23 protein-coding genes and 1 pseudogene are annotated in these 23,561 nt (G+C 71.1%); 20 read left to right on the top strand and 4 right to left on the bottom strand.

Annotated elements, in window-relative coordinates; genetic code table 11:
* Positions 1–5: 5 nt before the first annotated feature.
* Positions 6–1,034: a GlxA family transcriptional regulator gene (locus tag ACLVWQ_RS03885; protein WP_414106706.1), complete on the bottom strand. Its 1,029-nt coding sequence runs from the start codon at positions 1,032–1,034 to the stop codon at positions 6–8.
* A gap of 70 nt (positions 1,035–1,104) precedes the next feature.
* Here ACLVWQ_RS03885 and ACLVWQ_RS03880 point away from each other — a divergent pair, with 70 nt between their 5' ends.
* Together ACLVWQ_RS03880 and ACLVWQ_RS03875 are read left to right on the top strand one after the other, a co-directional pair.
* Entirely contained in the window at positions 1,105–2,055 is a 951-nt protein-coding gene (locus ACLVWQ_RS03880; RefSeq protein ID WP_414106705.1) for an NADP-dependent oxidoreductase, read from the top strand.
* Between the two features lie 317 nt (positions 2,056–2,372).
* Complete coding sequence (locus tag ACLVWQ_RS03875) at positions 2,373–2,753, top strand: anti-sigma factor antagonist (protein WP_414106704.1); 381 nt, start codon at positions 2,373–2,375, stop codon at positions 2,751–2,753.
* 19 nt (positions 2,754–2,772) lie between these two features.
* Here the strand turns inward: ACLVWQ_RS03875 and ACLVWQ_RS03870 are convergent, their stop codons facing one another.
* Positions 2,773–3,561 carry an IclR family transcriptional regulator C-terminal domain-containing protein gene (locus ACLVWQ_RS03870; RefSeq protein ID WP_414106702.1) on the bottom strand — a complete coding sequence of 263 codons (789 nt, stop codon included), beginning with the start codon at positions 3,559–3,561 and terminating at the stop codon, positions 2,773–2,775.
* A 185-nt stretch (positions 3,562–3,746) separates the two neighbouring features.
* Between ACLVWQ_RS03870 and ACLVWQ_RS03865 the strand changes: the two genes are divergently transcribed.
* The 13 genes and pseudogenes from ACLVWQ_RS03865 to ACLVWQ_RS03805 all read left to right on the top strand — a co-directional run.
* Positions 3,747–4,751, top strand: coding sequence for an ABC transporter substrate-binding protein (locus ACLVWQ_RS03865; RefSeq protein ID WP_414106701.1), 1,005 nt, complete (start codon positions 3,747–3,749; stop codon positions 4,749–4,751).
* 1 nt (position 4,752) lies between these two features.
* A complete protein-coding gene (locus ACLVWQ_RS03860; RefSeq protein ID WP_414106700.1) occupies positions 4,753–6,522 on the top strand; it encodes a dihydroxy-acid dehydratase in 1,770 nt (589 codons plus the stop codon).
* A gap of 83 nt (positions 6,523–6,605) precedes the next feature.
* On the top strand, positions 6,606–7,355 hold the full coding sequence (locus ACLVWQ_RS03855; RefSeq protein ID WP_414107382.1) for an ABC transporter permease: 750 nt from the start codon (positions 6,606–6,608) through the stop codon (positions 7,353–7,355).
* The gene (locus ACLVWQ_RS03850; protein WP_414106699.1) at positions 7,352–8,128 is read left to right on the top strand and encodes an ABC transporter permease; all 777 of its coding nucleotides are present in this window, start codon (positions 7,352–7,354) and stop codon (positions 8,126–8,128) included. The genes ACLVWQ_RS03855 and ACLVWQ_RS03850 overlap by 4 nt, the downstream gene beginning before the upstream one ends.
* 8 nt (positions 8,129–8,136) lie before the next feature.
* On the top strand, positions 8,137–8,928 hold the full coding sequence (locus ACLVWQ_RS03845; RefSeq protein ID WP_414107381.1) for an ABC transporter ATP-binding protein: 792 nt from the start codon (positions 8,137–8,139) through the stop codon (positions 8,926–8,928).
* Positions 8,925–9,707, top strand: coding sequence for an alpha/beta fold hydrolase (locus tag ACLVWQ_RS03840; protein WP_414106698.1), 783 nt, complete (start codon positions 8,925–8,927; stop codon positions 9,705–9,707). The genes ACLVWQ_RS03845 and ACLVWQ_RS03840 overlap by 4 nt, the downstream gene beginning before the upstream one ends.
* Positions 9,704–11,080 (top strand): FAD-dependent oxidoreductase, encoded by a 1,377-nt coding sequence (locus tag ACLVWQ_RS03835; RefSeq protein ID WP_414106697.1) that lies wholly within the window; start codon positions 9,704–9,706, stop codon positions 11,078–11,080. The genes ACLVWQ_RS03840 and ACLVWQ_RS03835 overlap by 4 nt, the downstream gene beginning before the upstream one ends.
* A 7-nt stretch (positions 11,081–11,087) precedes the next feature.
* A complete protein-coding gene (locus ACLVWQ_RS03830) occupies positions 11,088–12,374 on the top strand; it encodes an aconitase X (RefSeq protein WP_414106696.1) in 1,287 nt (428 codons plus the stop codon).
* Positions 12,367–12,804, top strand: a complete 438-nt coding sequence (locus tag ACLVWQ_RS03825; RefSeq protein ID WP_414106695.1) for an aconitase X swivel domain-containing protein — start codon at positions 12,367–12,369, stop codon at positions 12,802–12,804. Before ACLVWQ_RS03830 ends, ACLVWQ_RS03825 begins: the two co-directional genes overlap by 8 nt.
* A gap of 4 nt (positions 12,805–12,808) precedes the next feature.
* Positions 12,809–13,666, top strand: coding sequence for an SDR family NAD(P)-dependent oxidoreductase (locus ACLVWQ_RS03820; protein ID WP_414106694.1), 858 nt, complete (start codon positions 12,809–12,811; stop codon positions 13,664–13,666).
* A 125-nt stretch (positions 13,667–13,791) separates the two neighbouring features.
* A complete protein-coding gene (locus ACLVWQ_RS03815) occupies positions 13,792–14,442 on the top strand; it encodes a DUF4230 domain-containing protein (protein ID WP_414106693.1) in 651 nt (216 codons plus the stop codon).
* A 138-nt stretch (positions 14,443–14,580) separates the two neighbouring features.
* Positions 14,581–15,237, top strand: a complete 657-nt coding sequence (locus ACLVWQ_RS03810; protein WP_414106692.1) for a VanZ family protein — start codon at positions 14,581–14,583, stop codon at positions 15,235–15,237.
* A gap of 216 nt (positions 15,238–15,453) precedes the next feature.
* Positions 15,454–16,329 (top strand): annotated as a pseudogene (locus tag ACLVWQ_RS03805) (family 16 glycosylhydrolase); the annotation flags it as partial.
* A gap of 97 nt (positions 16,330–16,426) precedes the next feature.
* Here ACLVWQ_RS03805 and ACLVWQ_RS03800 read toward each other — a convergent pair.
* Positions 16,427–16,663, bottom strand: a complete 237-nt coding sequence (locus ACLVWQ_RS03800; RefSeq protein WP_414106690.1) for a hypothetical protein — start codon at positions 16,661–16,663, stop codon at positions 16,427–16,429.
* 103 nt (positions 16,664–16,766) lie between these two features.
* Here ACLVWQ_RS03800 and ACLVWQ_RS03795 point away from each other — a divergent pair, with 103 nt between their 5' ends.
* Together ACLVWQ_RS03795 and ACLVWQ_RS03790 are read left to right on the top strand one after the other, a co-directional pair.
* Entirely contained in the window at positions 16,767–17,804 is a 1,038-nt protein-coding gene (locus ACLVWQ_RS03795) for a PHP domain-containing protein (RefSeq protein WP_414106689.1), read from the top strand.
* 52 nt (positions 17,805–17,856) lie between these two features.
* A complete protein-coding gene (locus tag ACLVWQ_RS03790; RefSeq protein WP_414106688.1) occupies positions 17,857–18,552 on the top strand; it encodes an HAD family hydrolase in 696 nt (231 codons plus the stop codon).
* Positions 18,553–18,908: 356 nt separating this feature from the next.
* On the opposite strand, the gene ACLVWQ_RS03785 is transcribed toward ACLVWQ_RS03790, so the two are convergent.
* A complete protein-coding gene (locus ACLVWQ_RS03785) occupies positions 18,909–20,231 on the bottom strand; it encodes an ROK family protein (protein WP_414106687.1) in 1,323 nt (440 codons plus the stop codon).
* A gap of 166 nt (positions 20,232–20,397) precedes the next feature.
* Here ACLVWQ_RS03785 and ACLVWQ_RS03780 point away from each other — a divergent pair, with 166 nt between their 5' ends.
* Genes ACLVWQ_RS03780 through ACLVWQ_RS03770 form a run of 3 tightly spaced genes read left to right on the top strand, consistent with a single transcriptional unit; the run spans position 20,398 to position 23,561 of the window.
* On the top strand, positions 20,398–21,714 hold the full coding sequence (locus ACLVWQ_RS03780; RefSeq protein ID WP_414106686.1) for an ABC transporter substrate-binding protein: 1,317 nt from the start codon (positions 20,398–20,400) through the stop codon (positions 21,712–21,714).
* A gap of 7 nt (positions 21,715–21,721) precedes the next feature.
* Positions 21,722–22,714, top strand: a complete 993-nt coding sequence (locus ACLVWQ_RS03775; protein ID WP_414106685.1) for a carbohydrate ABC transporter permease — start codon at positions 21,722–21,724, stop codon at positions 22,712–22,714.
* Positions 22,715–22,721: 7 nt separating this feature from the next.
* A complete protein-coding gene (locus tag ACLVWQ_RS03770; RefSeq protein WP_414107380.1) occupies positions 22,722–23,561 on the top strand; it encodes a carbohydrate ABC transporter permease in 840 nt (279 codons plus the stop codon).

Here is a 23,561-nt window from a genome sequence, read left to right as displayed (position 1 = left end):
GCCTGTCAGGGCTGGCGGCTCGCGTGGAACGTACGCCGGTACGCCTGCGGGGACACCCCGATCGCGGCGTGCAGGTGCTGGCGCAGCGAGGTGCCCGTGGCGAAGCCGACCTCGCCGGCCACCTGGTCCACCGGCAGATCGCTGGATTCGAGCAACTGGCGTGCCCTGAGGACGCGTTGCTGGATGAGCCAGCGGCCGGGGCTCATCCCCACCTCGTCGTTGAAGCGGCGGGCGAAGGTGCGCAGGCTCATCCGGGCGTGGTCGGCCAGGTCGCCCAGGGTGAGCGGCTCACCGAGGTGCTCCAGCGCCCAGTACCGGGTGGCCGCGGTGCTCGTCACCGTGGGTTCGGGCACGGGCTGCTCGATGTACTGCGCCTGGCCGCCGTCGCGCCAGGGCGGCACCACGCAGGAGCGCGCCACCCGGTTGGCCAGCTCGCTGCCGTGGTCCTTGCGCACGAGGTGCAGACAGACATCCACGCCGGACGCGGCTCCGGCCGAGGTGAGGAGGGTGTCCTCGTCGACGAACAGCACGTCGGCGTCGAGGTCCACGTCCGGGAACATCCCACGGAACAGTCCGGCCAGCTGCCAGTGCGTGGTCGCCCGGCGGCCGTCCAGCATCCCGGCCGCCGCCAGGACGAAGGCGCCCGTACAGATGGAGACGATCCGGGTGCCGGGTCCGATCGCCCCGAGTGCGTCGGTCACCGCGTCGGGGAGGTCGGCGACGAGGTGCGACAGGCCGAAGGGCGGGATCACCACGGTGTCCGCCGTACGCAGCACTTCGGGGCCGTGCTCGACGGTGATCGAGAAGTCCGCGTCCGTGCGCACCGGCAGGCCGTCGACCGTGCACGTCAGTACCTCGTACCGGCCCTCGGCGGAGCCGAACACCCTTTTGGGGATGCCCAGTTCGAAGGGGTAGACCCCGTCGAGGGCGAGCACGACGACGCGTTCCACGTGTCCGTCGTACGCCCCGCCCCCCGGATTCGCGGAGCAGTCGGACGGTACGGGGCGCTCCCCGCGGCGGGTCTCCAGCAGCATGGCACGATCCTATCGAACAATGGCAATTCTGCCATGTCCTGGGCCGTCGAAGCCGGGCAGGCTGATGCACATGAGCACTGCGAACACGATGCGCGCGATCAGGCAGGAGGACCTCGGCGGTACCGAGGTCCTCAAGGAAGTGGAACTGGAGATCCCGAGGCCGGGGCCGAGCGAGGTGCTGGTCCGGGTGCACGCGGCGGGCCTGAACCCGACCGACTGGAAGCACCGGGCCAACGGCGGGTTCCTCGGGAAGCCGCCGTTCGTCCTCGGCTGGGACGTCTCGGGGGTCGTCGAGGCCGTCGGTCTCGGCGTCACGCTCCATGCGCCGGGCGACGAGGTCTTCGGGATGCTGCCCTACCCGTACGGCGTAGGGGCGCACGCCGAATACGTCACCGCACCGGCGCGGGCGCTGGTCCGCAAGCCGGCCGAGGTCGACCACACACAGGCGGGAGCGCTGCCGCTCGCCGCGCTCACCGCGTGGCAGGCGCTGGTCGACACGGCGGACGTGCGGCCGGGGCAGCGGGTGCTGGTCCATGCGGCGGCCGGCGGGGTGGGTCACCTGGCCGTCCAGATCGCCAAGGAGCGGGGCGCGTATGTGATCGGAACGGCCAGCTCGGGGAACCACGCGTTCCTGCGGGGGCTGGGCGTCGACGAGGTGATCGACTACCGGGAGACCGACTTCGCCGAGGCCGTGGGTGATGTCGATGTGGTCCTCGACACGATCGGGGGCGACTACCGCTCGCGTTCGCTGCGGACGCTGCGGCCGGGCGGGCTGTTGGTGACGCTCCTGGTGTCCGGGGCGTCCGAGCTCGCCGAGGAGGCGGAAGGGCTCGGGGTACGGGCGGTGGAGATGCTGGTGGAGGCCGACCAGGCGGGGATGAGCGCGGTGGCCGAACTCGTCGCGGCGGGGCGGCTGCGGGCGACGGTCGCGGGGGTGTTCGCGCTGTCCGACGCGGCCAAGGCGCATGCGCTGGGCGACACCGGGCGGACCGTGGGGAAGCTGGTCCTTCAGGTGCGGTAGGTCCTTGCGGGCGGTTCGGTCGGTCTTTGTGATGCCCCGTGACATCAGTGGTGATGTCACGGGGCATCAGTCTTGTTCTGACCTGCGGGTGCGTGGGGGCCGGTCGCGCGGTTCCCCGCGCCCCTGGGGTGCGGGGGGACGGGCCGCGTTCCTAAAGGGCTGACATATGTCAATCGAACATGCTGAAATTCACTCTAACGAGGGTAACTTGCAGGGTGAGGGACGGTGGTGCGACCTCAGGGCGCGTCCGGTCGGCTCTATGCTCGCGGCACGACGTCACCCTGGTCCCCGGTGACCCTTACGGAGGTGATGTCGTCGTGCGCAACAAGCCCGGGCCCCACTCGCCGCATCTGCGCGTTCACGAGAACGCGGGCCACACCGTGCTGGAGTTCCACGGCGAGATCGACATCCTCGCCTCGCTGGACATCATCCCGGTGCTGGACGCGGCGACGGGACACCCGGCCGGCGACGTCGTCCTCGATCTGCGGTACATCGAGTTCTTCGACTGCTCGGGCCTGCGCCTGCTGCACCGGGCCCGGCGCCGGGTCCTCGCCCAGGGCGGACAGGTGCGTCTGGTCTGCACCCATCCGCTGACCCTGCGCATCCTGCGCGCGACCGAACTCGCCGGGGTCATGCCGCCGTTGTCGACGATGGACGAAGCCCTCGGCCGCACCGAGGCCGCCTCGAAACTCCCCTGACACCTCCCGTCGCAGCCGCTCAGGGGCCGGTGACCAACTGGAGGTCCGTCTCGATGCCCGCGGCGCACTCCTGGAGCCTGGGCACCAGGGCCCGTAGCTCCTCCAGGCTGCGCATGCCCGCGCCGACGGCGACGTTGGCCGCGGCGATCACGGCGCCCGAGCGGTCGTGCACCGGGACGGCCACGGCCCGCAGCCCCTGGTTCAGCTCCTGGTCGGCGATGCAGAAACCGCTCGTGCGGGTCGCCTCGATGATCGTACGGAGCTCCGCGGTGTCACGGACCGTCCGGTCGGTCAGCGGCTGGAGGTCGGCCCGGCCCAGGTAGTCCTGGAAGGCGTCCTCGCCCAGGCCCGCGAGCAGGACGCGCCCCATGGCCGTGGCGTAGGCCGGGAAACGGGACCCCACGTTTATCGACACGGTGATGACTCCACGCGCCGGCACCCGGGCCACGTGCACCACGTGATCGCCGTCGAGCACGGACAGCGCCGTGGTCTCGCCCACATCGTGCATCAGGTCCTTGAGATGGGGCTCGGCGATCTGCGGGGTGGAGAGCGCCCGCAGATAGGCGTGTCCCAGTTCGAGGATCTTCGGGGTGAGACCGAACAGCGTTCCCTCGCTGCGCACATAGCCGAGCTTCAACAAGGTCAGCAGCGAGCGCCGGGTCGCGGCACGCGAGAGACCCGCCGCCCGCGCCACGTCACTGAGCGACCGGGCCGGGTGATCCGCGTCGAAGACCTTGATCACTTCCAGTCCGCGGGCCAGCGACTGGACGAAGTCCGGTTCTGCGGGCCCGACTTCGAGCGGTTCCATGTGCCATCTCCTGTCTCGGCGCGGTCGCGGCGCCCACTGTCCCACATCCACTCGGCCCGTGCGATCAGCAGTGTACGCACAGCGAACGGTTGTGCGTGCGTCTAGCGCACACGTGTTCAGATATGTATGGTCGCTCCCATCGCACCTGGGTCCGGGCTCCCGGACCCCCTTCAAGTGGAGGAACGATGGAGTTCCCGATCATGCGGAGAAGGACGGCTCTGGCCGCCGCGGCAGGCCTGGCCCTGTCGCTCACCGCCTGTGGCAACGGCAGCAGCGGCTCCTCGGCCGGTCTGGACCCCTCGGCCAAGACACCGGTGACCGTGCAGGCCGGGTTCATCCCGGTCATCGACGTCGCCGCCCTCTACCTGGGACAGAAGCAGGGCTTCTTCGGCAGCGAGGGCATCAAGCTGAACATCAAGACCGCTCAGGGCGGCGCGGCTCTGGTCCCGCCGGTGGTCAGCGGTGAGTACCAGTTCGCCTTCAGCAACATCGTCTCGGTGCTGGCCGCCCGCGACAAAGGCCTGCCGTTGAAGGTCATCGCCTCCGGCTCGAACTCCACGGGCGTCGCGGGCAAGGACGTCACGATGATCCGGGTCCCCAAGGACAGTCCCGTCCGGTCGGCCGCCGATCTCGCCGGCAAGAAGGTCAGCGTCAACACGCTCAACAACCTGCTGCAGATGCTGGGCGAGGTGGCGGTCAGCGCCGACGGCGGCGACCCGGACGCGGTCAAGTTCGTCGAGCTGCCCTTCCCGGACGCGGTCACCGCGCTGGGCAAGGGAGACATCGACGCCATGGTCACGGCGGAGCCGTTCGACACGATCGCCGCGGGTGCGGACACCCGGGTCGTCGCCTCGCCGTACCTGGAGATGGCGAAGACCAGTCTGACCACGTCGGTCTACTTCACCTCGGAGGAGCAGGCGAAGAAGAACCCCAAGCTGTTCACCGCGCTCAAGGCCGCCATCGACAAGTCACTCGCCTACGCGGAGGCCCACCCCCGGGAGACCAGGGACCAGCTGGCGTCGTTCATGAAGATCGATCCGGCCGTGGCCCAGAAGGTCACCCTGCCCACGTTCTCGCCGGAGATCCCCCAGGCGTCGGTCGAGGCGTTCGTCAAGGCCGCCCGCACCCACGGACTGCTCGACGGCGACATCTCCTACGACGACCTGATGTGGTCGGGAACGGCCGGCTGACATGGCGACCACACTCCGCAGCGACCTGCCGGTGGGCAGCTCCCGCTGGGCCGTCCGCCGGGCGGAATGGCGCTCCCTGGGCATCACCGACGAGGAGATGGCCCGGCCCAAGATCGCCATCGTCAACTCCTCGTCCGACCTCGCCGCGTGCTTCGCGCACCTGGACGACATCGTGCCGGTGCTCAAGGACGCCATACGCCGGGCGGGCGGTCTGCCCTTCGAGATCCGCACCGCCGCCCCGGCCGACTTCGTCACCAGCGCCGGCGCCGGCGGCCGGTACGTGCTGCCCACCCGCGACCTCATCGTCAACGACATAGAGGTGGTCGTGGAGGGCGCCCTGCTCGACGGCATGGTGTGCCTCAGCTCGTGCGACAAGACCGCGCCGGCCCACATGATGGCGGGCGGCAGGCTCGACGTGCCCACCCTGGTCGTCGCCTGCGGATACCAGCGCAGCGCGATGCACGAGGACGGCGGCGCCGACATCGAGGACGTCTTCCTGCACGCCGGTCACACCGCGCTGGGCCGCACGTCCGCCGAGGACCTGCTCGCCATGTCCGAGGACGCCATCCGCGGCCCCGGGGTCTGCGCCGGGATGGGCACCGCCAACACCATGCACATGGCCGCCGAGGCGCTCGGCATGGCGCTGCCCGGCACCACGCCGACCCGCGCCAACGGCACCGTCATGTGGGACGCCGTCCGGGCGGCCGGGCGGACGATCGTGGACATGGTCCACGGGGGGCGCACCGCACGGTCGGTGCTCACCCCGGCCGCGATCCGCAACGCCGTCACCGTGATGCTCGCCATCGGCGGTTCGATCAACTCCGTCAAGCACCTCCAGGCCGTCGCCGTCGAGGCCGGTCTCGACGTCGACGTGTGGCGGACGTACGAGGAGCTGGCCGACCGGGTTCCCGTCATCACGGCGGTACGGCCCAACGGCCCGCACCTCATCGAGCAGCTCGACGACGCCGGCGGCACCCGGGGCGTCCTCGCGACCCTGGCGCCGCTGCTGGACCTGGACACCGTCGGGGTCACCGGCCGCCCGCTCGGCGAACTCGTCGCCGAGACGCGGGCCGCGGACCCGGAGTTCGTCCGGCCGCTCGCCGACCCGTTCACCCGGCGGCCGTCGATCGTGATCCTGCGCGGCTCGCTGGCCGCCGAGGGGTCCATCGTGAAGCTGCCCGCCGACGAGGACCGGCCCACCGGTTTCCGCGGCCCGGCCCGCTGCTACCCCTCCCGGGAGACGGCCATCGCCGGTCTCGCGGCCGGTGAGGTGCAGGCCGGCGAGGTGGTCGTGCTGCGCGGCATGGGGCTGCACGGCGGCCCCGGCATGGCCATGGCCTCGGCCTTCGTGTTCGCCCTCGACGGCGCCGAGCTGGGTGAGAAGGTCGCGGTCGTCACCGACGGCCAGCTCTCCGGGCTGGTCAACAAGGGCATCGTCGTCGGCGAGGTCTCCCCCGAGGCCGCTGTCGGCGGACCGCTCGGCAAGGTCCACGACGGCGACCTGATCAGCATCGACCTCACCACCCGCACGGTCGACCTGGAGGTCGACCCGGACGTCCTGGCCGGCCGCGAGAGCGCCGCCGCGGAGACCGTCCGCACGCCGGGCTGGCTGACCGCCTACGACCGGACCGTCACCAGCCCCGCCTGCGGCGCCGTACTCGCCCGCGAGGGCTGCGCGAACACCTGCGGCGCGAGCCACGGAAGCGCCACCCGCACGCGCGGCGACGCCCCGGCCGACGCGGACGTCCGGGCTCAAGGAGGTGTCCGGTGAAAGTGCTCGATGTGACACGGCCGAGCAAGGCTCCGGCCGCCCCCGCACCGCGCCGCCGCGCGGCCCGGCCCCGTGTCGCCCCGCTGGTCGGCATCGCCGTCGCCGCGCTCCTCGCCGAGGTCGTTCCCCGTACGGGGCTGATCGCGGACGGTGCGCTGCCCCCGCTCAGCTCCGTACTGGCCGAGCTGGGCCGGCAGGCGGGCGACGCCGTGCTGTGGGAGGCCCTGGGCCGCACGGTCCGTACCTGGGCCGTCGGACTGGTGGTCGCCGTCGTCGCCGGAGTGGTGGCCGGTGTGCTCATCGGACTCGTGCCGGTGCTGCGCGCGATCACCGCGTCCACGGTGGAGTTCCTGCGCCCCATCCCCTCCGTGGCCCTCATCCCCGCGGTCATCCTGGTCTTCGGCACCGGCTTCGAGTCCGGCGTGGTGCTCATCGTCTACGCCGGTTTCTGGCAGGTGCTCGTGCAGGTGCTCTACGGCGTCCAGGACATCGACCCGGTCGCGTACGACACGGCCCGCTCCTACCGCTTCGGTGTCTGGGGCCGGGTGCGGCACGTCATCTGGCCGACCACGCTGCCCTTCGTGTTCACCGGGATCCGGCTGGCCGCCTCGGTCGCCCTGGTCCTGGCCATCACCGGTGAGCTGGTGATCGGCACCCCGGGGATCGGCCAGCTCATCTCCGTGGCGCAGAGCAGCGGCGCGACGACCGAGATGTTCGCGCTCGTCCTGGTCACCGGAGTCCTGGGGGTCCTGGTCAACACGGGCTTCCGGTACGCGGAGCGGGCCGTGCTCGGCTGGCACCCCTCGGTGCGGCGATCGGCGGGTGCGCGATGAACGTCCTGCGCCGCGTCCTGTACGCGCTCGGTCTGCCCGCGGCCCTCGTCGCCCTGTGGTGGGTCACCAGCGTCAACAGCACCAGCTACTACTTCCCGCCGCTGCCGGACGTCCTCGACTGGTTCGGCCGGCTGTGGCTCTCCGGCCGGTTCGCCGACGACGTGGTGCCCAGCCTGGTCAGGCTGCTCACCGGGTTCGTCGTCTCCGCCGTGATCGGGGTGGCCCTGGGCGTCGCCCTCGGCCTCACCGACGCGCTGCGGCGCGGCGCCGAGCCGGTCCTCGAATTCCTCCGGGCCCTGCCGCCGACCGTCCTCGTACCGGTCATCGCGATCGTCGCCGGCATCGGTGACGGGGCGAAGGTCCTGGTCATCGTCTCCGGCTGTGTGTGGCCCGTCCTGCTGAACACCGTCGAGGGCGTACGCGCCGCCGACGAGGTCATGGTCGACACCTGCCGCACCTACGGCATCACCCGCGGCGCGCGGCTGCGTCACATGGTGCTCCCCGCCGCCTCCCCGCAGATCGCGGCCGGACTGCGGCAGGCCCTGTCGATCGGGCTGATCCTGATGGTGATCGGCGAGATGTTCGCCGCCACCAACGGTCTCGGCTTCAGCATCGTGCAGTTCCAGCGCACCTTCGCGATCCCGCAGATGTGGAGCGGCATCATCCTGCTCGGCCTCATCGGATTCGCCCTCTCCGCGCTGTTCACCGTTGTCGAGAAGCGGGCCCTGGGCTGGTACCTGGGTCTGCGCGAGTCGCAGAAGAGGAACGGCTGATGACAGACATGGTCACCGTCAAGGGCCTGAACAAGGTCTACGAGTCCGCCGGCCGCCGGGTGGAGGCGATCGGCGACATCTCGTTCTCCGTCGCGCGCGGCGAGTTCGCCTGCATCGTGGGCCCCTCGGGCGCGGGCAAGACGACGCTCCTGAAGTGTCTGGCCGGACTCCTCGATCCCACCGCGGGCGAGGTGCTGCTCGACGGCGTCCCCGTGACCGGCCCGCCGCCCGGTATGGCGGTGGTGTTCCAGGAGTACGGGCGCAGCCTGTTCCCCTGGAAGACCGTGCGGCAGAACATCGATCTGCCGCTGCGGCAGAAGGGCCTGTCCCGTGCCGACCGCGACCGGCTGGTCGCCGACTCCCTCGGCTCGGTCGGGCTCGCCGACGCCGGTGACGCGTACCCCTGGCAGCTCTCGGGCGGTATGCAGCAGCGGGTCGCCATCGCGCGGGCCATCGCGTACGAGCCGCAGGTGCTGCTCATGGACGAGCCCTTCGCGGCCGTCGACGCGCAGACCCGGGCCGACCTGGAGGACCTCGTCCGGTCGCTGTGGCGGTCGCTGGGCATCACGACGCTGTTCGTCACGCACGACATCGACGAGGCGGTCTATCTCGGCGAGCGGGTCCTGGTCCTGTCCGCCTCGCCCACCTGTGTCCTCGACGACGTGCCCATCGGGCTGCCGGCCGAGCGGGACCAGGTCACCAGCCGTTCGACGAGCGACTTCGCCGAACTGCGCACCCGGGTGCACCGCGGCATCCAGGACGCCAAGGCCGGCCGCCGTACCTCCGGGGCCGCCGTATGACCGCTCACACGGACGAGGGGTCGGGACCGCCGGTCCTCCTGTCGGCCTCGCTCGGCACCACCGCCGCGATGTGGGCGCCGCAGCGTGCGCGCCTGCGCGACACGCACCGCGTCATCGGCTACGACCACCGCGGGCACGGCGGTTCCCCGGCGCCCGCGGGCCCGTACCGCCTCGGTGACCTCGTCGACGACGCCGTGGCGCTGCTCGACTCGCTGGACATCGAGTCGGTGGACGTCGTGGGCGTGAGTCTCGGCGGCACCGTCGGGCTCGCGCTGGCGGCGGACCACCCCGAGCGGGTGCGCAGCCTGGTCACCGTCAACGCGCCCGCCTTCGCCGACGACCCGGACTTCTGGCACGGGCGGGCCGCCACGGTCCGGGAGCGGGGCATGGCGGCGGTGACCGGGGGCCTGCTGGGCCGCTGGTACTCCCCCGCTGTCGCCGACGCGCCGTCCGCCCTGGTGACGGACACCGTCGCCGGCGTCGGACGGCTCGACGCCGAGGGCTACGCGGCGTGCTGCGAGGCCATCGCCACGACGGACCTGCGCGGGCGGCTCGCCGGCATCCGGTGTCCCGTCCTCGTGGTGCACGGCACCGCCGACGCCGTCGTCCCCGCCCACCACGCGCGGACGATCGCGGACACCGTGCCCGGCGCCCGGCACCTCGCCCTGGCCGGGGCCGGACACCTGCTCACCCAAGAGATCCCCGACCGGCTCCACGCGCTGCTCACCGAGCACTGGGCAGGCGCCGCGGGCGGAGCCGACAGAAAGGCCACTGCGTGAACGCCGTGAACAGCGCCGAGAACAGCGGCGAGAACAGTTACGTCACCGAACCCACCCGGCAGACCCCGGTGCTCGGCGAGTGGGAGGTGGTCGTCCTCGGCGGAGGCCCCGCAGGACTGGCCGCCGCCACCGCCGCCGCCCGCGCCGGCCGCAGCACGCTGCTGGTGGAGAAGAGCGGATACCTCGGCGGCGCCGGCACCGGCGGCGGGCTCTCCACCTTCTGCGGCATGTACTCCAACGTCCACGGCGAGCACGTCCTCACCGTCCGGGGGCACGCCACCGAACTCCTGGAGCGCATCGACCGCCTCGGCGGGCTGCGCGCCCCGCACCTGTCCTTCGCCGACCGCATCCAGGCGCAGGCCTACGACATCCCGGCCTACCGCAGCGCCGCCGACGAACAGGTCCTCGCCGCCGGGGCCCAACTGCTCTACCACGCCTTCGCGGTGGGCGCGGTCACCGGCCCGGCGGGCATCGAGGCGGTCGTCGTGGAGTCCAAGTCGGGCCGGGGCGTGCTGCGCGGCCAGGTCTTCATCGACGCCTCAGGGGACGGCGACCTGATGGCCTGGTCCGGTACGGGACACGAGAAGGCCGACCCGTACGGCGACATGCTCTTCCCGTCCACCATGTTCCGGATCAACGCGGTGGACGACGAGCGCGCCGGACCCGCGTGGAAGACGCTGCCCAAGCTCATGGACGAGGCGGTCGCGGCCGGCCGGCCGCGCTTCCCCCGGCGCGGCGCCATCGTGCGCCCCCAGCGCGACGCCGTCGAGTGGCGGGCCAACGCGACCCAGCTGCGCAACCCCGACGGCAGCGCGGTCGACGGCACCGACGTCTGGCAGCTCACCCACGGTGAGGTGCAGGGCCGCGCGCAGGCCCAGGAGGTGTTCGGCTTCATCCGCGACAACCACCCGGGCTTCGAGCGGTCCTACATCGTGGACATCGGGCCGGAGATCGGTATCCGCGAGACCCGCCGGCTCCTCGGCCGGTACGTCCTCACCGAGGACGACGTCCGCTCCTGCGCCCGCTTCGAGGACTCCGTCGGCCTCAACGGCTGGCCGGTGGAGGCCCACGTCGACGGCGACCTCGACATCCGCTGGCCCTACGGCGACGACCCGGTGGGCTACAACCAGCTGCCGTACCGCATGCTCGTGCCCGCCGAAGGACCCGGGAACCTGCTGGTCGCCGGGCGCTGCGCGTCGATGACCCACGGCGGCCAGTCCGCCGCCCGCGTCGCCGGCCCGTGCTTCGCGATGGGTCAGGCCGCCGGTACGGCCGCCCACCTGGCGCTGAAGGCCCGCGGCACGGTCGCCGAGGTCGACACCGGTGATCTGCGCGCCGAACTCGAAGCGGAGGGCGCATGTCTGACGCTGTGAGGCCCTCATGAAGCTGAGCCCCGCCGACGAACGCATGCTGGCAGGCGACGAGGGTCCGGCGGTCGCGGCCGCCCTGGACCTCCTGGTGAAGTACGGCGACCTGATGGGCGCGGAACGCCTCATCGACACGGACAACGTGTGCGGCGCCAACCTGTTCGGACCGCGGCACTCCCGGGTCCTCGGCACCACCGATCCGGCCGCGCTGTTCTCCCGGTTCTCGCTCGACCTGGACGCCACGGTCGACGTTCCGCCGTTCCGCGCGCACAGCTGCCAGCTCATCGGGCCCCGGGACCGTGAGCAGTGGGAGCTGCAGGGCATCGCGCCCACCGACGCCACCGCGATGGACGACAGCGAGCGCTATCTCGCCGAGCGGGGCGTCGACCTGCTCTCCACCTGTACGCCGTACCAGGTGGGCAACGTGCCCCGGTTCGGCGAGCACTGCGCGTGGATGGAGTCCTCCGCGGTGGTGTACATCAACTCCGTGCTCGGGGCCCGCACCAACACCGAGGGCCGGGAGTCCTCGGCGGCCTCCATGCTGACCGGCCGGACCCCGTACTGCGGCTACCACCTGGACGCGCACCGCCGGGCCACGCATCTGATCGAGGTACGGCACCCGGTCGTGACCACCGAGGACTGGAACATCCTCGGCTACTGGGTGGGCGAGCAGGTGCAGGACGCGGTCCCGGTGCTCACCGGCCCCGGGCTCGCGCGGGATGCCGCGGGGCCGACTCCGGTGCGGCTCAAGCAGTTCGGCGCGGCCGCCGCCTCCTCGGGCGACGTGGAGATGTACCACCTCCCCGGCGTCACCCCGGAGGCCGGGACGGTGCAGGAGGCGCTGGGCGGGCGGCAGCCGGCCGCGGTCTCGGTCTTCGACGCCGCCGCCCGCGCCGCGACCGTGGCCTCCCTGTGCCGGACCGCGGTCGACCGCGAGGTGGACTTCGTGATGATCGGCTGCCCGCACGCCTCGCTGGACCAGGTCCGTGAGGTCGCCCGCCTGCTGGAAGGGCGCCGCCTCGCGGACTCCACGGCACTGTGGGTGTTCACTCCCGGTGCGCTGCGTACGGTCGCCGAACGCGAGGGGTACGTCGCGGTCATCGAGCAAGCCGGCGGGCGCGTGCTGTCCGACACCTGTCCGGCGATCGGGCAGTTCCTGCCGCCGGGCACGAAGGTGTTCGCCACCGACTCGGCGAAGCAGGCCCACTACCTGCCGGCGATCACCGGCGTACAGGGCTGGTTCGGCAGCGTACGGACCTGTGTCACGGCCGCTCTGGAAGGCCGGTGGCCCGATGCCTGAGCTGCTGCGGGGCCGCGGTGTCGTCGCGGGGCGGGCGAGCGGACCGGTCCTGCTGTGTACGGCGCCGGTGTCGGGCTGGGGCGGAATCGACCCCAGGACCGGCGTCATCGTGGAGAGCCGCCACCCCCAGCACGGACAGAGCGTCGCCGGCACCGTCCTGGTGCTGCCGGGCGCCAAAGGGTCCTCCGGCTGGTCGGGGCAGTTCCACCTCGCCAAACTGCAGGGCACCGCGCCCTGCGCCATTGTGTTCACGCGGATGAACAGCAAGCTCGCCCTGGGCCTCGTCGTGCTGAACGTTCCGGCGGTGACCGGCCTGGAGACGACCGGGACGCTGCGTACCGGGGTCGTGGCGGACGTCGACGGGACGGCCGGCACCGTGCTGGTCCACGGTGCCGCGGTTCCGGCCGCGCAGATTCGAAGGGAAGACTGATCGCATGGACGCTCTCCGTATCGACGGACAGGTGGTGCTGGTGACCGGCGCGGCCAGTGGCATCGGCTACGCCGTCGCCCGTGCCTGCGCGGCCGAGGGGGCCACGGTGCACCTCGCGGACGTCTCGGACTCCGTCCACGAGGCGGCCGGGAAGCTGAACGAGGTGTCGGCCGGGTCACCGCCCGGCGGGTCGGCCGGGGCCGGGGCCGTGGTGTCGCACGTCTGCGACGTCACGGACCAGGACGCGGTGCGCGCCCTGGTGGACGAGGTCGTCGCGGCCCGTGGCCGTCTCGACATCGCGTTCCTCAACGCCGGCGTCAACGGCGTGCCCTCGCTCCTCCAGCCCGGCGGCGCCATCGACGAGGTGTCGTTCGAGGCGTGGCGACGGGTCATGGACGTCAACCTGGACGGGCTCTTCCACTGCCTCCAGCACACCGCCCGGGTCATGAAGCGGCAGCGGTCCGGGAGCATCGTCGTCACCGCCTCCACGGCGGGGCTGCGCGCGGAGCCCCGGGTCAGCTATCCCTACGTCGCGTCGAAGTCCGCCGTGGTCGGTCTGGTCCGCCAGGCCGCGCTGGAGCTCGCCCGGTTCGGCGTCCGGGTCAACGCCCTGGCACCGGGTCCGGTGGTCACCAACATCGGCGGCACCGGGCCCCGGCCCGCGTCGAGCGTGACGGCGTGGGAGGACTCCATCCCGATGCGCCGCTGGGGCAGCCCCGAGGACATCGCGGGGATGGCCCTGCTGCTGGCCTCCGACGCCTCGTCGTGGATGACGGGCGGCGTCCACGTCGTGGACGGCGGCGCCTCGGCCCTCACCCAGATCCCCAGCGACACCCTCCCCGCTCCCGACACCACGCGGTGAACGCGGTGAACGCGCCGACGTGACGTCGTCCTGCCGGTCCGGTCCCGGCGTCCTCCCCTCGCCCGACTAGGCGGTCTGGCGCCCCGATTGAGGGGCACAAGGAAGGGGGAAGGAGGACAGTCCACATGACGACGTCTCTTGATCGTGTGCCCGGATGGGCAAAAATCGTGAGTGCCGTCGTACTGGTCCTGGTGGTGATCTTCGCCGGTATTCGGTGGAGTCTGCTGCCCGGACTGGGCGACGTGTTCCGTGAGGAGTCCCACGACCGGACGGGGCCCACGCTCCTCAAGTCCATCCAGGACATCAGCCGTTACGACGCCGCCTCGGGCAACTTCCAGGTGGTGGTGGATCTGGAGAAGGACACCAAGTACCTGCCGGACGCGGTCCGCGGCACCCGCACGCTGTACGTGGGCGCGGGCACCGTCGCCTCCTACGTCGACCTCGGAAAGATCCGCGACCAGGACGTGAAGGTCGACAAGGACCGCACGTCGGCCACGCTCAGGCTCCCCCACGCCGCTCTGGGCAAGCCCGCCCTCGACCCCGACCACTCGTACGCCGTCTCCAAGCAGCGCGGTCTCCTGGACCGGCTCGGCGACGTCTTCTCCGACAACCCGAACGACGAGCGGGCCGTGCAGCGGCTCGCCGCCCGCCACATCGGCGACGCCGCGAAGGACAGTGAACTGACCGCCCGCGCCGAGGAGAACACCACCGGCATGCTCAAGGGGCTGCTGGGTTCGCTGGGCTTCAAGGAGGTGCGCGTGACCTACGGGACCTGAGCCCTGGGACGACGCGAAGGCAGGACCGTGCCCGCGAGCCGCCGAGTGCGGCTCGCGGGCACGGTCGTCGGCGGCATCTTCGGCCGCTCGCCGGGTAACCGGGCTTCACCGAACCACAGTTGAAAACTGGAGGGTTGCATGGCCCGCGCAGCGCTACGTCCCCGTAACGCCTTTCGTTTCCGCTCCGCGTCAGACTCGGGCAGCAAGAAGTCGAGCCCTCGCAGCACCGAGCCGCGCCCGCGCGGCGGAAAGTCCACCCGTCCCTCCTCGAAGACGAAGCCGAAGACCAAGCCGAAGACGAAGGCGAAGGCTCCCCGCGAGCGACGGCGGCCCCCGTTCCTCGTACGACTTCTGGTCATGGTCGTCGCCCTGGCCGCCATGGTGGCGTTCGCCGCCGTACTGGCCAAGCTCACGCTCCAGCCGTCACCGGCCTCCGAGGCGCTGACGCACAGCAACCTCCATCCGGGCCGTTCACTGCGTGCCTACCTGGATCAGCCCGAGCTGCGTGACGCGTTCAAGCAGATCGGCGGCAACATCGTCCTCGGCATCCCCTTCGGCCTGCTGCTGCCCGTCCTCGTCCCGGGGACGCGTGGCATCCTGCGGGTGATCCTGCTGACCGCCACCGCGATGCTGCTGGTCGAGCTGGTGCAGGGGGCGCTGATCACCGGTCGCGCCTTCGACATCGACGACGTCATCCTCAACACCACCGGGGCGCTGATCGGTTATCTGCTCCTCGGTCGGCGGGTGAGCCGCGCGGTCCATCCGAAGCGGCGCGACCGCAAGGCCGAGGCCTGAGGTGCCGGCTCGAAGCGCCGGCCCGAGGTGCGGTCCTGAGGTGGGCCGGGTGTGCCGGAGGTGTGAAGACATGAAGGCCGGCCCAGGATGTGAACGGATGGTCCGTACCAAACTCTTGACTCCCCCTTACTTCACTTCTTAAATCAAGAGCCGAAGCGCGCACCCCCCACCTCAGTCGGCTCCTCCCCCACGGGGATCCGTACGGAAGGGAGAGTCGTGGACTCACCACGCCTGCTCCGCAATTGCCTCTTCGCCGCTCTGTCCTCCGTGCTCCTCGCATCCGCCGCGGTCGGACCCGCGCAAGCGGATCCGACCTCGGCAGGACACACGCAGGCGGCCCCCACATCGAGCGCCGCCGCGGCGGTGACGTTCTCGGACACCTTCGACGGTCCCGCCGGTTCGGCCGTCGACTCCTCGAAATGGCAGATCGAGACCGGCGACAACGTCAACAACCACGAGCGCCAGTACTACACGGCGGGCAACAACAACGCGGCCCTGGACGGCCAGGGCAACCTGGTGATCACGGCCCGCCGCGAGAACCCGAACAACTACCAGTGCTGGTACGGGACGTGCGAGTACACGTCGGCCCGGCTCAACACCGCCGGCAAGTTCACCACGACCTACGGAAAGGTCGAGGCGCGGGTGAAGGTGCCGCGCGGACAGGGCATGTGGCCCGCCTTCTGGATGCTGGGCGACGACATCGGACAGGTCGGCTGGCCGAACTCGGGCGAGATCGACATCATGGAGAACGTCGGCTTCGAGCCGGGCACCGTGCACGGCACGCTGCACGGCCCGGGGTACTCCGGCTCGGGCGGCATCGGCGCCGGTTACTCACTGCCCGGCGGGCAGGCCTTCGCCGACGACTTTCACACCTTCGCCGTCGAGTGGTCGCCCGAGGCGATCACCTGGTCCGTGGACGGCACGGTCTACCAGCGGCGTACGCCCGCCGACCTGGGCGGCAACCAGTGGGTGTTCAACAAGCCGTTCTTCCTGATCCTCAACCTCGCGGTGGGCGGCTACTGGCCGGGCGACCCCGACGGCTCGACCACCTTCCCGCAGCAGCTCGTCGTGGACGAGGTGAAGGTGACCTCGGGCTGACGAGGAGCTGAGCAGCCACGGCGGAGCCCGACCGGAGAACCTTCGGTCGGGCTCCGCTCGTACGGTGGCGCCGGTGCCGGTGCCGGTGCCGCTAGCGCCGGTGCCAGGTGAGCTTGTCGCCGCCGACCCAGCGGATCACCGCCGGATCGTCGGCGTCGTGCACCGGGATGCCGTACGCCGCGGCGGCGACCAGGACGTCCGTGAAGCTCCGGGCCTCGCCGACGACGGCACCGTCGATCTCCACGATGCGGAAGGGCGGATCGCCGGGCTGGACGCCCAGGACCGTGATCCGCGGGTACGAGAGGTGGGGGCTGGCGATTTCAGTCATGGTCCCACCGGTTCCACACGCGTCCCGCCGGTAAGCCTGTCCGCTCGGGGCCCGCGGCGTCGGCCGCCGTGCGGAGCCGCGCGGGCTGGGCCACGCTGGAGGCATGGACCCGGCCGAGGCGCTGGACCGTATCGCCTTCCTGCTGGAGCGGTCCCAGGCCCCCACCTATCGCGTACGGGCGTTCCGCACGGCGGCGCGCGTCGTGACGGGGCTGCCCGCCGAGGAAGTGGCCCGCAGGGCGGCCGAGCGGTCGCTGGAGTCCCTGAAGGGCATCGGGCCGAAGACCGCGCAGGTGGTGCGCGAGGTACTGGCCGGCCAGGCCCCCGGCTATCTGACGAAACTGGAGCAGGAGGCCGCGGACCCCCTCGTCCGGGGCGGCGAGGAGCTGGCGGCGCTGCTGCGCGGTGACTGCCATCTACACTCGGACTGGTCGGACGGCGGCAGCACCGTCGAGGAGATGGGCCGCACCGCGGCGCGGCTCGGGCGCGAGTGGGCGGTCCTCACGGATCACTCGCCGCGCCTCACGGTGGCCCACGGCCTGTCCCCCGAACGGCTGCGCGAGCAACTGGACGTGGTGGCGGGACTGAACGAGCGGTGGGCCCCCTTCCGGCTGCTCACCGGCATCGAGTGCGACATCCTCGACGACGGGTCGCTGGACCAGGAGCCCGACCTCCTCAACCGGCTCGACGTCGTCGTGGTGTCGGTGCACTCCAAACTGCGGATGAACGCGGCCGCGATGACACGCCGGATGGTCGCCGCCGTACGCGATCCCCGGTCCGACGTCCTGGGGCACTGCACGGGACGGCTGGTCACCGGGCGGGGCCGGCCCGAGTCGGAGTTCGACGCGGACGCGGTGTTCGACGCCTGCGCCGAGACGGGCACGGCGGTGGAGATCAACAGCCGTCCCGATCGGCTCGACCCGCCACGCCGACTGCTCCGCCGGGCCGTCGCGGCGGGGGTGCTGTTCGCCGTGGACACCGACGCGCACGCGCCCGGTCAGCTCGGGTGGCAGGTCTACGGGTGCGCGCGGGCAGCGGAGTGCGAGGTGCCGCCGGAGCGCGTGGTCACCACCTGGCCGGCCGAGGATCTGCTGGCCTGGGCGCGAGATCGCGTGACTCCGCCGGGCTTGCGGGCGCCCTGACGTGGTACTCGAAGCCCTCGAACGGACGCGGCACCCGACGAAAGGACGACGTATGGAGCGGGCGGCCGTCTTCGACGTGGACGGCACTCTGGTCGACACCAACCACCTCCATGTGACGGCCTGGTGGGAGGCGTTCCGGCAGGCCGGACACGAGGTGTCGATGCACGCCGTGCACCGGGCGGTGGGCCTCGGTTCGACCGACCTGATCGCCCATCTGCTGGGCGAGTCGCGGGACACCGGACAGGACGACACGATCAGTGCCGCGCACAAGGCGTTGTACGGCACGTACTTCGAGCGGCTGCCCCCGTTGCCGGGCGCCGGAGACCTGCTGAGGCGCCTGGACGACGACGGCTGGTCGGTCGTGCTCGCCACCTCCGCCGGCGGCGGTGAGCTCACGGCACTCCTGCGGGCCGTCGACGCCGACGACGTCATCAGGGCCACGGCGAGCGCCGACGACGTGGACGCGGGGAAGCCCGCACCCGATCCGGTGGCGCACGCCCTGGAACTCGTCGGGGCCGGCGCCGAACACTCGGTCTTCGTGGGCGACACCGTCTGGGACATGCGTGCGGGCACCCGGGCAGGCGTGCGCTGCGTGGGGGTGCTGTGCGGTGGCATCCCGCGCGCCGACCTGGAGGAGGCCGGGGCGAGCGCCGTCTACCGGGACCCGGCCCATCTCCTCGCGTCCTTGTCCGGCAGCCCGCTGGCGCGTGCCCGCGGAGCGGCCGACCGGCCGTCGGCCGAACGGTGACACAGATCACGGCCCACGCCGTTCCGACCTGGGAACACTCATGAGTAGTTTCCCGTTAAATCAGCTGTGGGTGCGGATGGGACAGTGTCCCCGGGCCTCACCTTCCGCCCACAGGGAAGATCGTTCGGCTGAAGCCCTGTGGAGCATTCCGCCGAGAGGCGACCGCCATCCGCGGCCACCCACAAACGGCCCCGACCGCGATTCCCCCGTCCGGTCGGGGCCTTTCCTCTGCCCCCCTCTGCCCTGCGCCTTCGGACAGTCGGACAGGTGAACAGTCGAGCAGTCGAACAGTCGAACAAGGTCCCGGGCACCTGGCGGGGAGAGTCGGCAAACACCCCGTCGGCGTCGCGCCGGCGTCAGCGCGGAGAGCGTTCCTCCAGAGCCGTGCGCCAGGCGGGAAGCGGCGCGCCCCCGGACGACACCCCCGGGCGGCGTCCGCCGTGTGCGAAGAAGTCGGCCAGCGGCAGGATCGCCGCGCCCACCGTGACCGCGTCCGGGCCCAGCGCGCCGAGTTCGATGGTGACCCGCTCGGCCGGGTGCCGCAACGCGTACGACACGGCGTGGGCGCGGACGGCGGGCAGGAAGCGCGAGCCCAGCTGGAGTCCGGCCCAGCCGCCGATGAGGATGCGTTCGGGCTGGAAGAGGTTGATCAGGTCGGAGAGCCCCGCGCCCAGGTACTCGGCCGTCTCCTCCAGCACGGCCAGCGCCACCGGGTCGGCCACCGGGCCGTCACCCGCGGAGCCGCCGGCCGCCGCGTCCCCGGCCGGATACGCGGCGGCGAGCATGGCGGTCAGCGCGGTCTCCTCGTCGACCCCCTTCGGCGGCCGTCCCCCCGCCTCCTCCCAGCGCTCCAGGAGCGCCTCGGCCCCGGCGTACGCCTCCAGGCAGCCGAGCGCGCCACAGCGGCAGCGGCGCCCCCTGACCCGTACCGTGAGATGTCCCCATTCCACGGCCCGGCCCTGCTCCACGTCGTCCGAGACCAGGCTGGCGCCGACGCCCGAGCCGAAGAGGACCACGACCGCGTTGTGCGCGCCGCGCCCCGCGCCGAACCACATCTCGGCCTGGCCGAGGGTCTTCGCGCCGTTGTCGGTGAAGTACGGGACGGAGTCCGGGAGCCCGCACGCGGCACGCAGCAGCGACTCCAGCGGGACGGACGGCCAGCCCATGGTCTGACCGTGCACCACGGCGCCCTCGGCCTCGGTGCGCTCCACGATGCCGGGCACGCCGATGCCCACGCCGAGCAGTTGCTCGGGGGCGATGCCCGCGTCGGCGAGGACCTGTGCGACGCCGTCCCTGATGTGGCCGACGATGACGTCGACGTCATGGCCCTGGTTCTCCAAGGGTCTTTCCGTGCGGGCCAGTTCGGTCAGGGCCAGGTCGAAGAGTTCGACGCGGACGCGGGTCTCGCCGACGTCCACGCCGATCATGTGGCCGCTGGCGGGGGCGACCCGCAGCAGCGTGCGGGGCCGGCCGCCGTCGGAGTCGACACTGCCCGCCTCCTCCACCAGGCCGTCGGCGACGAGCTCGGCGACCACGTTGCTGACGGAGCCGGAACTCAGTCCGGTGACGGGACCGAGCTCGAACCGGCTCATCGGTCCGTCGAAGTAGAGCCGCCTCAGCACGGCCGTGCGATTGCCGCGTCGCAGGTCACGCACCGTACGACCGTTCCGCCCCGCCATGTGGTTCCTTCCGCCGGACCCCCGACCTGCAAGATACCGCTGTGCTATCCCTTGACGCGACTTTCTTCCGGGTCTTAACTCACGTCCTAAATTAAGCCGTGAGGGTCGTTCGGGAAGTGAACGCACGACGCCTCTCGCTTTCCCTCAGGAAGGGACGCCTGACGTCATGCGCAGAACCCGAGCCGCGGCCGCGAGCGCGGTCACTGTCTCACTGCTGGCCGCCGTGACCGCCTGCGGCGGTGGCTCGTCGACGGACGGCGGGTCCAACGACTCGCCGAAGACGCTCACCTACTGGGCCTCCAACCAGGGTGCGAGCATCGAGGCCGACAAGAAGGTCCTCACCCCCGAGCTGAAGAAGTTCGAGGAACAGACGGGCATCGAGGTCAAGCTGGAGGTCATCCCCTGGTCCGACCTCCTCAACCGCATCCTGGCCGCCGCCACCTCGGGACAGGGCCCGGACGTCCTCAACATCGGCAACACCTGGTCCGCCTCGCTGCAGGCGACGGGGGCGCTGCTGCCCTGGGACGCCCAGAACTTCGAGAAGATCGGCGGCAAGGACCGGTTCGTGGAGTCGGCGCTCGGCTCGGCGGGCGCGACCGGCTCCGATCCGGCGGCGGTCCCGCTGTACTCGATGGCGTACGCCCTCTACTACAACAAGAAGATGTTCGAGGACGCGGGGATATCCGGGCCGCCCGCGACCTGGGACCAGCTGGTCGCCGACGGGAAGAAGATCTCCAAGGACGGCAAGTGGGCGCTGGGCGCCGAGGGCGCGAACCTCTCGGAGAACATCCACCACGTCTTCGTCCTCGGCAAGCAGCACGGCGCCGACTTCTTCGACGCCGACGGCAAGCCCGACTTCACGTCCGACGGGGCCGTGGCGGCGGTCAAGCAGTACGTCGACCTGATGGGCAAGGACAAGGTGGTCGCGCCCGGCAACGCCGAGTACGCGCAGAACCAGTCCCTCCAGGACTTCGCCAAGGACAAGACGTCCATGGTCCTTTGGCAGACCGCGGCCACCACGCTGAAGGCGCACGGCATGAGCGACGACGAGTGGGGCGTCGCTCCGGTGCCGGTCCAGTCCGGCGCGCCGGGCGCCGACACGGCCGTCAACTCGATGGTGGCGGGCATCAACATGGCCGTCTTCAAGAACACCGACAACATCGACGGCGCCCTGAAGTTCGTGAAGTTCATGACGAGCGACGCCGAGCAGAAGTCGCTCAACGAGACCTACGGGTCCATCCCTCCGGTCAAGGCGGCCCAGGAGGACCCCGCCTTCAACTCGCCCGCGCTGAAGGTGATCCGCGAGACGCTCGCCAAGAGCGCGGCGCCACTGCCGCAGGTGCCGAACGAGTCGCAGTTCGAGACCGCGGTCGGCACGGCCGTGAAGGAGCTCTTCGCCGACGCGGCGGCCGGGCGGCCGGCGACCACGGCCTCGGTCAAGGAGAAGCTCGACGAGGCCCAGCAGCAGATGCCGAAGAAGTGAGCGCTCGATGACCGTGACCGCTCAGAGCGCGGTCGAGAAGGAGACACCGCCCGGTGCGACGGGGCCCGCCCCGCGCCGCCGCACCGGGCGGGTGCGGCGGATCGCCCTGCCGTATCTGCTCCTGCTGCCCGCTCTGCTCCTCGAACTCCTCGTCCATCTGGTGCCGATGGTGATCGGCATCGTCATGAGCTTCAAGGAGCTCACGCAGTTCTACATCCGCGACTGGGGTGCCGCGCCCTGGACCGCCTTCGACAACTACAGCCTGTCCGTGGACTTCGACGCGCCCATCGGCAAGGCGCTGCTCCACTCGTTCTTCGTCACCTGCGCGTTCACCGTGCTCTCCGTCGGCCTGTGCTGGCTGCTCGGGACGACGGCCGCGGTGTTCATGCAGGAGAACTTCCGGGGCCGCGGGTTCCTGCGGGCCGTCTTCCTCGTCCCGTACGCGCTTCCGGTGTACGCGGCCGTCATCACCTGGGCGTTCATGTTCCAGCGTGACAACGGCCTGGTGAACCACGTGCTCCACGACCAGCTGGGCCTCACCGACAGCCCGTCCTTCTGGCTGATCGGTGACAACAGCTTCGTCGCGCTGCTCGTCGTGTCGGTGTGGAAGGGCTGGCCGTTCGCCTTCCTCATCGTGATGGCGGGCCTGCAGAACATCCCCAAGGAGCTGTACGAGGCGGCGGCGATCGACGGGGCCGGGATGCTCCAGCAACTGCGCCGCATCACCCTGCCGTCGCTGCGCCCGGTCAACCAGGTGCTGGTCCTCGTGCTGTTCCTGTGGACGTTCAACGACTTCAACACGCCGTACGTGCTGTTCGGCAAGTCGGCGCCGGAGGCCGCCGACCTGATCTCGATCCACATCTATCAGTCGTCGTTCGTGACCTGGAACTTCGGGACGGGATCCGCGATGTCCGTGCTGCTCCTGCTGTTCCTGCTGGTGGTGACGGGCGTGTACCTCGTCCTGACCTCACGCGGAAGGAGGGCCGCCGCCGATGCCTAGGTCCCCGATGGCCGCGCCGCGTTCCTTCCTCTGGTCGCGCCGGATCTTCCTCACCCTGCTCACCGGTTTCGTCCTGCTGCCGGTGTACGTGATGGTGTCCAGCTCGCTGAAGCCGTTGCAGGACGTGTCGGGTGAGTTCCGCTGGCTGCCCAGCGGGCTGACGATCCGCCCCTACATCGACATCTGGTCGACCGTCCCGCTGGCGAAGTACTTCCTCAACTCGCTGATCGTGGCGGGCGCGGCGACGGTCCTGTCCGTGGTGATCGCGATCTTCGCCGCGTACGGGGTGAGCCGCTACCGGTTCCGCGGCAAGCGCCTGTTCACCGTGACCGTGCTGTCCACCCAGATGTTCCCCGGGATCCTGTTCCTGCTTCCGCTGTTCCTGATCTACGTGAACATCGGCAACGCCACGGGCATCGCGCTCTTCGGCTCGCGGCTCGGTCTGATCCTCACGTATCTGACGTTCTCGCTGCCGTTCTCGATCTGGATGCTGATCGGGTACTTCGAGTCGGTGCCGCGTGATCTGGACGAGGCGGCGATGGTGGACGGCTGCGGCCCGCTCGGCGCCCTCTTCCGGGTCGTGGTGCCCGCGGCGGTGCCCGGGATCGTCGCGGTCGCCGTGTACGCGTTCATGACGGCGTGGGGCGAGGTGCTGTTCGCGTCGGTGATGACCAACGACACCACCCGCACCCTCGCCATCGGTCTCCAGGGCTACGCCACACAGAACGACGTGTACTGGAACCAGGTCATGGCCGCCTCGCTCGTGGTGAGCGTTCCCGTGGTCGCCGGGTTCCTGCTGCTCCAGCGCTATCTGGTCGCCGGACTCACCGCCGGGGCCGTCAAGTGA

The sequence above is a fragment of the Streptomyces sp. CWNU-52B genome (assembly GCF_047444975.1).
Lineage (GTDB): Bacteria > Actinomycetota > Actinomycetes > Streptomycetales > Streptomycetaceae > Streptomyces.
This window is presented reverse-complemented; position numbering and strand designations above follow the sequence as displayed.

Excerpts from the sequence above, each read along its gene's own strand:
- ACLVWQ_RS03885 (WP_414106706.1), bottom strand. The coding sequence starts at position 1,034 with ATGCTGCTGGAGACCCGCCGCGGGGAGCGCCCCGTACCGTCCGACTGC.
- ACLVWQ_RS03880 (WP_414106705.1), top strand. The coding sequence starts at position 1,105 with ATGAGCACTGCGAACACGATGCGCGCGATCAGGCAGGAGGACCTCGGC.
- ACLVWQ_RS03870 (WP_414106702.1), bottom strand. The coding sequence starts at position 3,561 with ATGGAACCGCTCGAAGTCGGGCCCGCAGAACCGGACTTCGTCCAGTCG.
- ACLVWQ_RS03865 (WP_414106701.1), top strand. The coding sequence starts at position 3,747 with ATGGAGTTCCCGATCATGCGGAGAAGGACGGCTCTGGCCGCCGCGGCA.
- ACLVWQ_RS03860 (WP_414106700.1), top strand. The coding sequence starts at position 4,753 with ATGGCGACCACACTCCGCAGCGACCTGCCGGTGGGCAGCTCCCGCTGG.
- ACLVWQ_RS03850 (WP_414106699.1), top strand. The coding sequence starts at position 7,352 with ATGAACGTCCTGCGCCGCGTCCTGTACGCGCTCGGTCTGCCCGCGGCC.
- ACLVWQ_RS03845 (WP_414107381.1), top strand. The coding sequence starts at position 8,137 with ATGGTCACCGTCAAGGGCCTGAACAAGGTCTACGAGTCCGCCGGCCGC.
- ACLVWQ_RS03840 (WP_414106698.1), top strand. The coding sequence starts at position 8,925 with ATGACCGCTCACACGGACGAGGGGTCGGGACCGCCGGTCCTCCTGTCG.
- ACLVWQ_RS03830 (WP_414106696.1), top strand. The coding sequence starts at position 11,088 with ATGAAGCTGAGCCCCGCCGACGAACGCATGCTGGCAGGCGACGAGGGT.
- ACLVWQ_RS03825 (WP_414106695.1), top strand. The coding sequence starts at position 12,367 with ATGCCTGAGCTGCTGCGGGGCCGCGGTGTCGTCGCGGGGCGGGCGAGC.
- ACLVWQ_RS03820 (WP_414106694.1), top strand. The coding sequence starts at position 12,809 with ATGGACGCTCTCCGTATCGACGGACAGGTGGTGCTGGTGACCGGCGCG.
- ACLVWQ_RS03815 (WP_414106693.1), top strand. The coding sequence starts at position 13,792 with ATGACGACGTCTCTTGATCGTGTGCCCGGATGGGCAAAAATCGTGAGT.
- ACLVWQ_RS03810 (WP_414106692.1), top strand. The coding sequence starts at position 14,581 with ATGGCCCGCGCAGCGCTACGTCCCCGTAACGCCTTTCGTTTCCGCTCC.
- ACLVWQ_RS03800 (WP_414106690.1), bottom strand. The coding sequence starts at position 16,663 with ATGACTGAAATCGCCAGCCCCCACCTCTCGTACCCGCGGATCACGGTC.
- ACLVWQ_RS03795 (WP_414106689.1), top strand. The coding sequence starts at position 16,767 with ATGGACCCGGCCGAGGCGCTGGACCGTATCGCCTTCCTGCTGGAGCGG.
- ACLVWQ_RS03790 (WP_414106688.1), top strand. The coding sequence starts at position 17,857 with ATGGAGCGGGCGGCCGTCTTCGACGTGGACGGCACTCTGGTCGACACC.
- ACLVWQ_RS03785 (WP_414106687.1), bottom strand. The coding sequence starts at position 20,231 with ATGGCGGGGCGGAACGGTCGTACGGTGCGTGACCTGCGACGCGGCAAT.
- ACLVWQ_RS03780 (WP_414106686.1), top strand. The coding sequence starts at position 20,398 with ATGCGCAGAACCCGAGCCGCGGCCGCGAGCGCGGTCACTGTCTCACTG.
- ACLVWQ_RS03775 (WP_414106685.1), top strand. The coding sequence starts at position 21,722 with ATGACCGTGACCGCTCAGAGCGCGGTCGAGAAGGAGACACCGCCCGGT.
- ACLVWQ_RS03770 (WP_414107380.1), top strand. The coding sequence starts at position 22,722 with ATGGCCGCGCCGCGTTCCTTCCTCTGGTCGCGCCGGATCTTCCTCACC.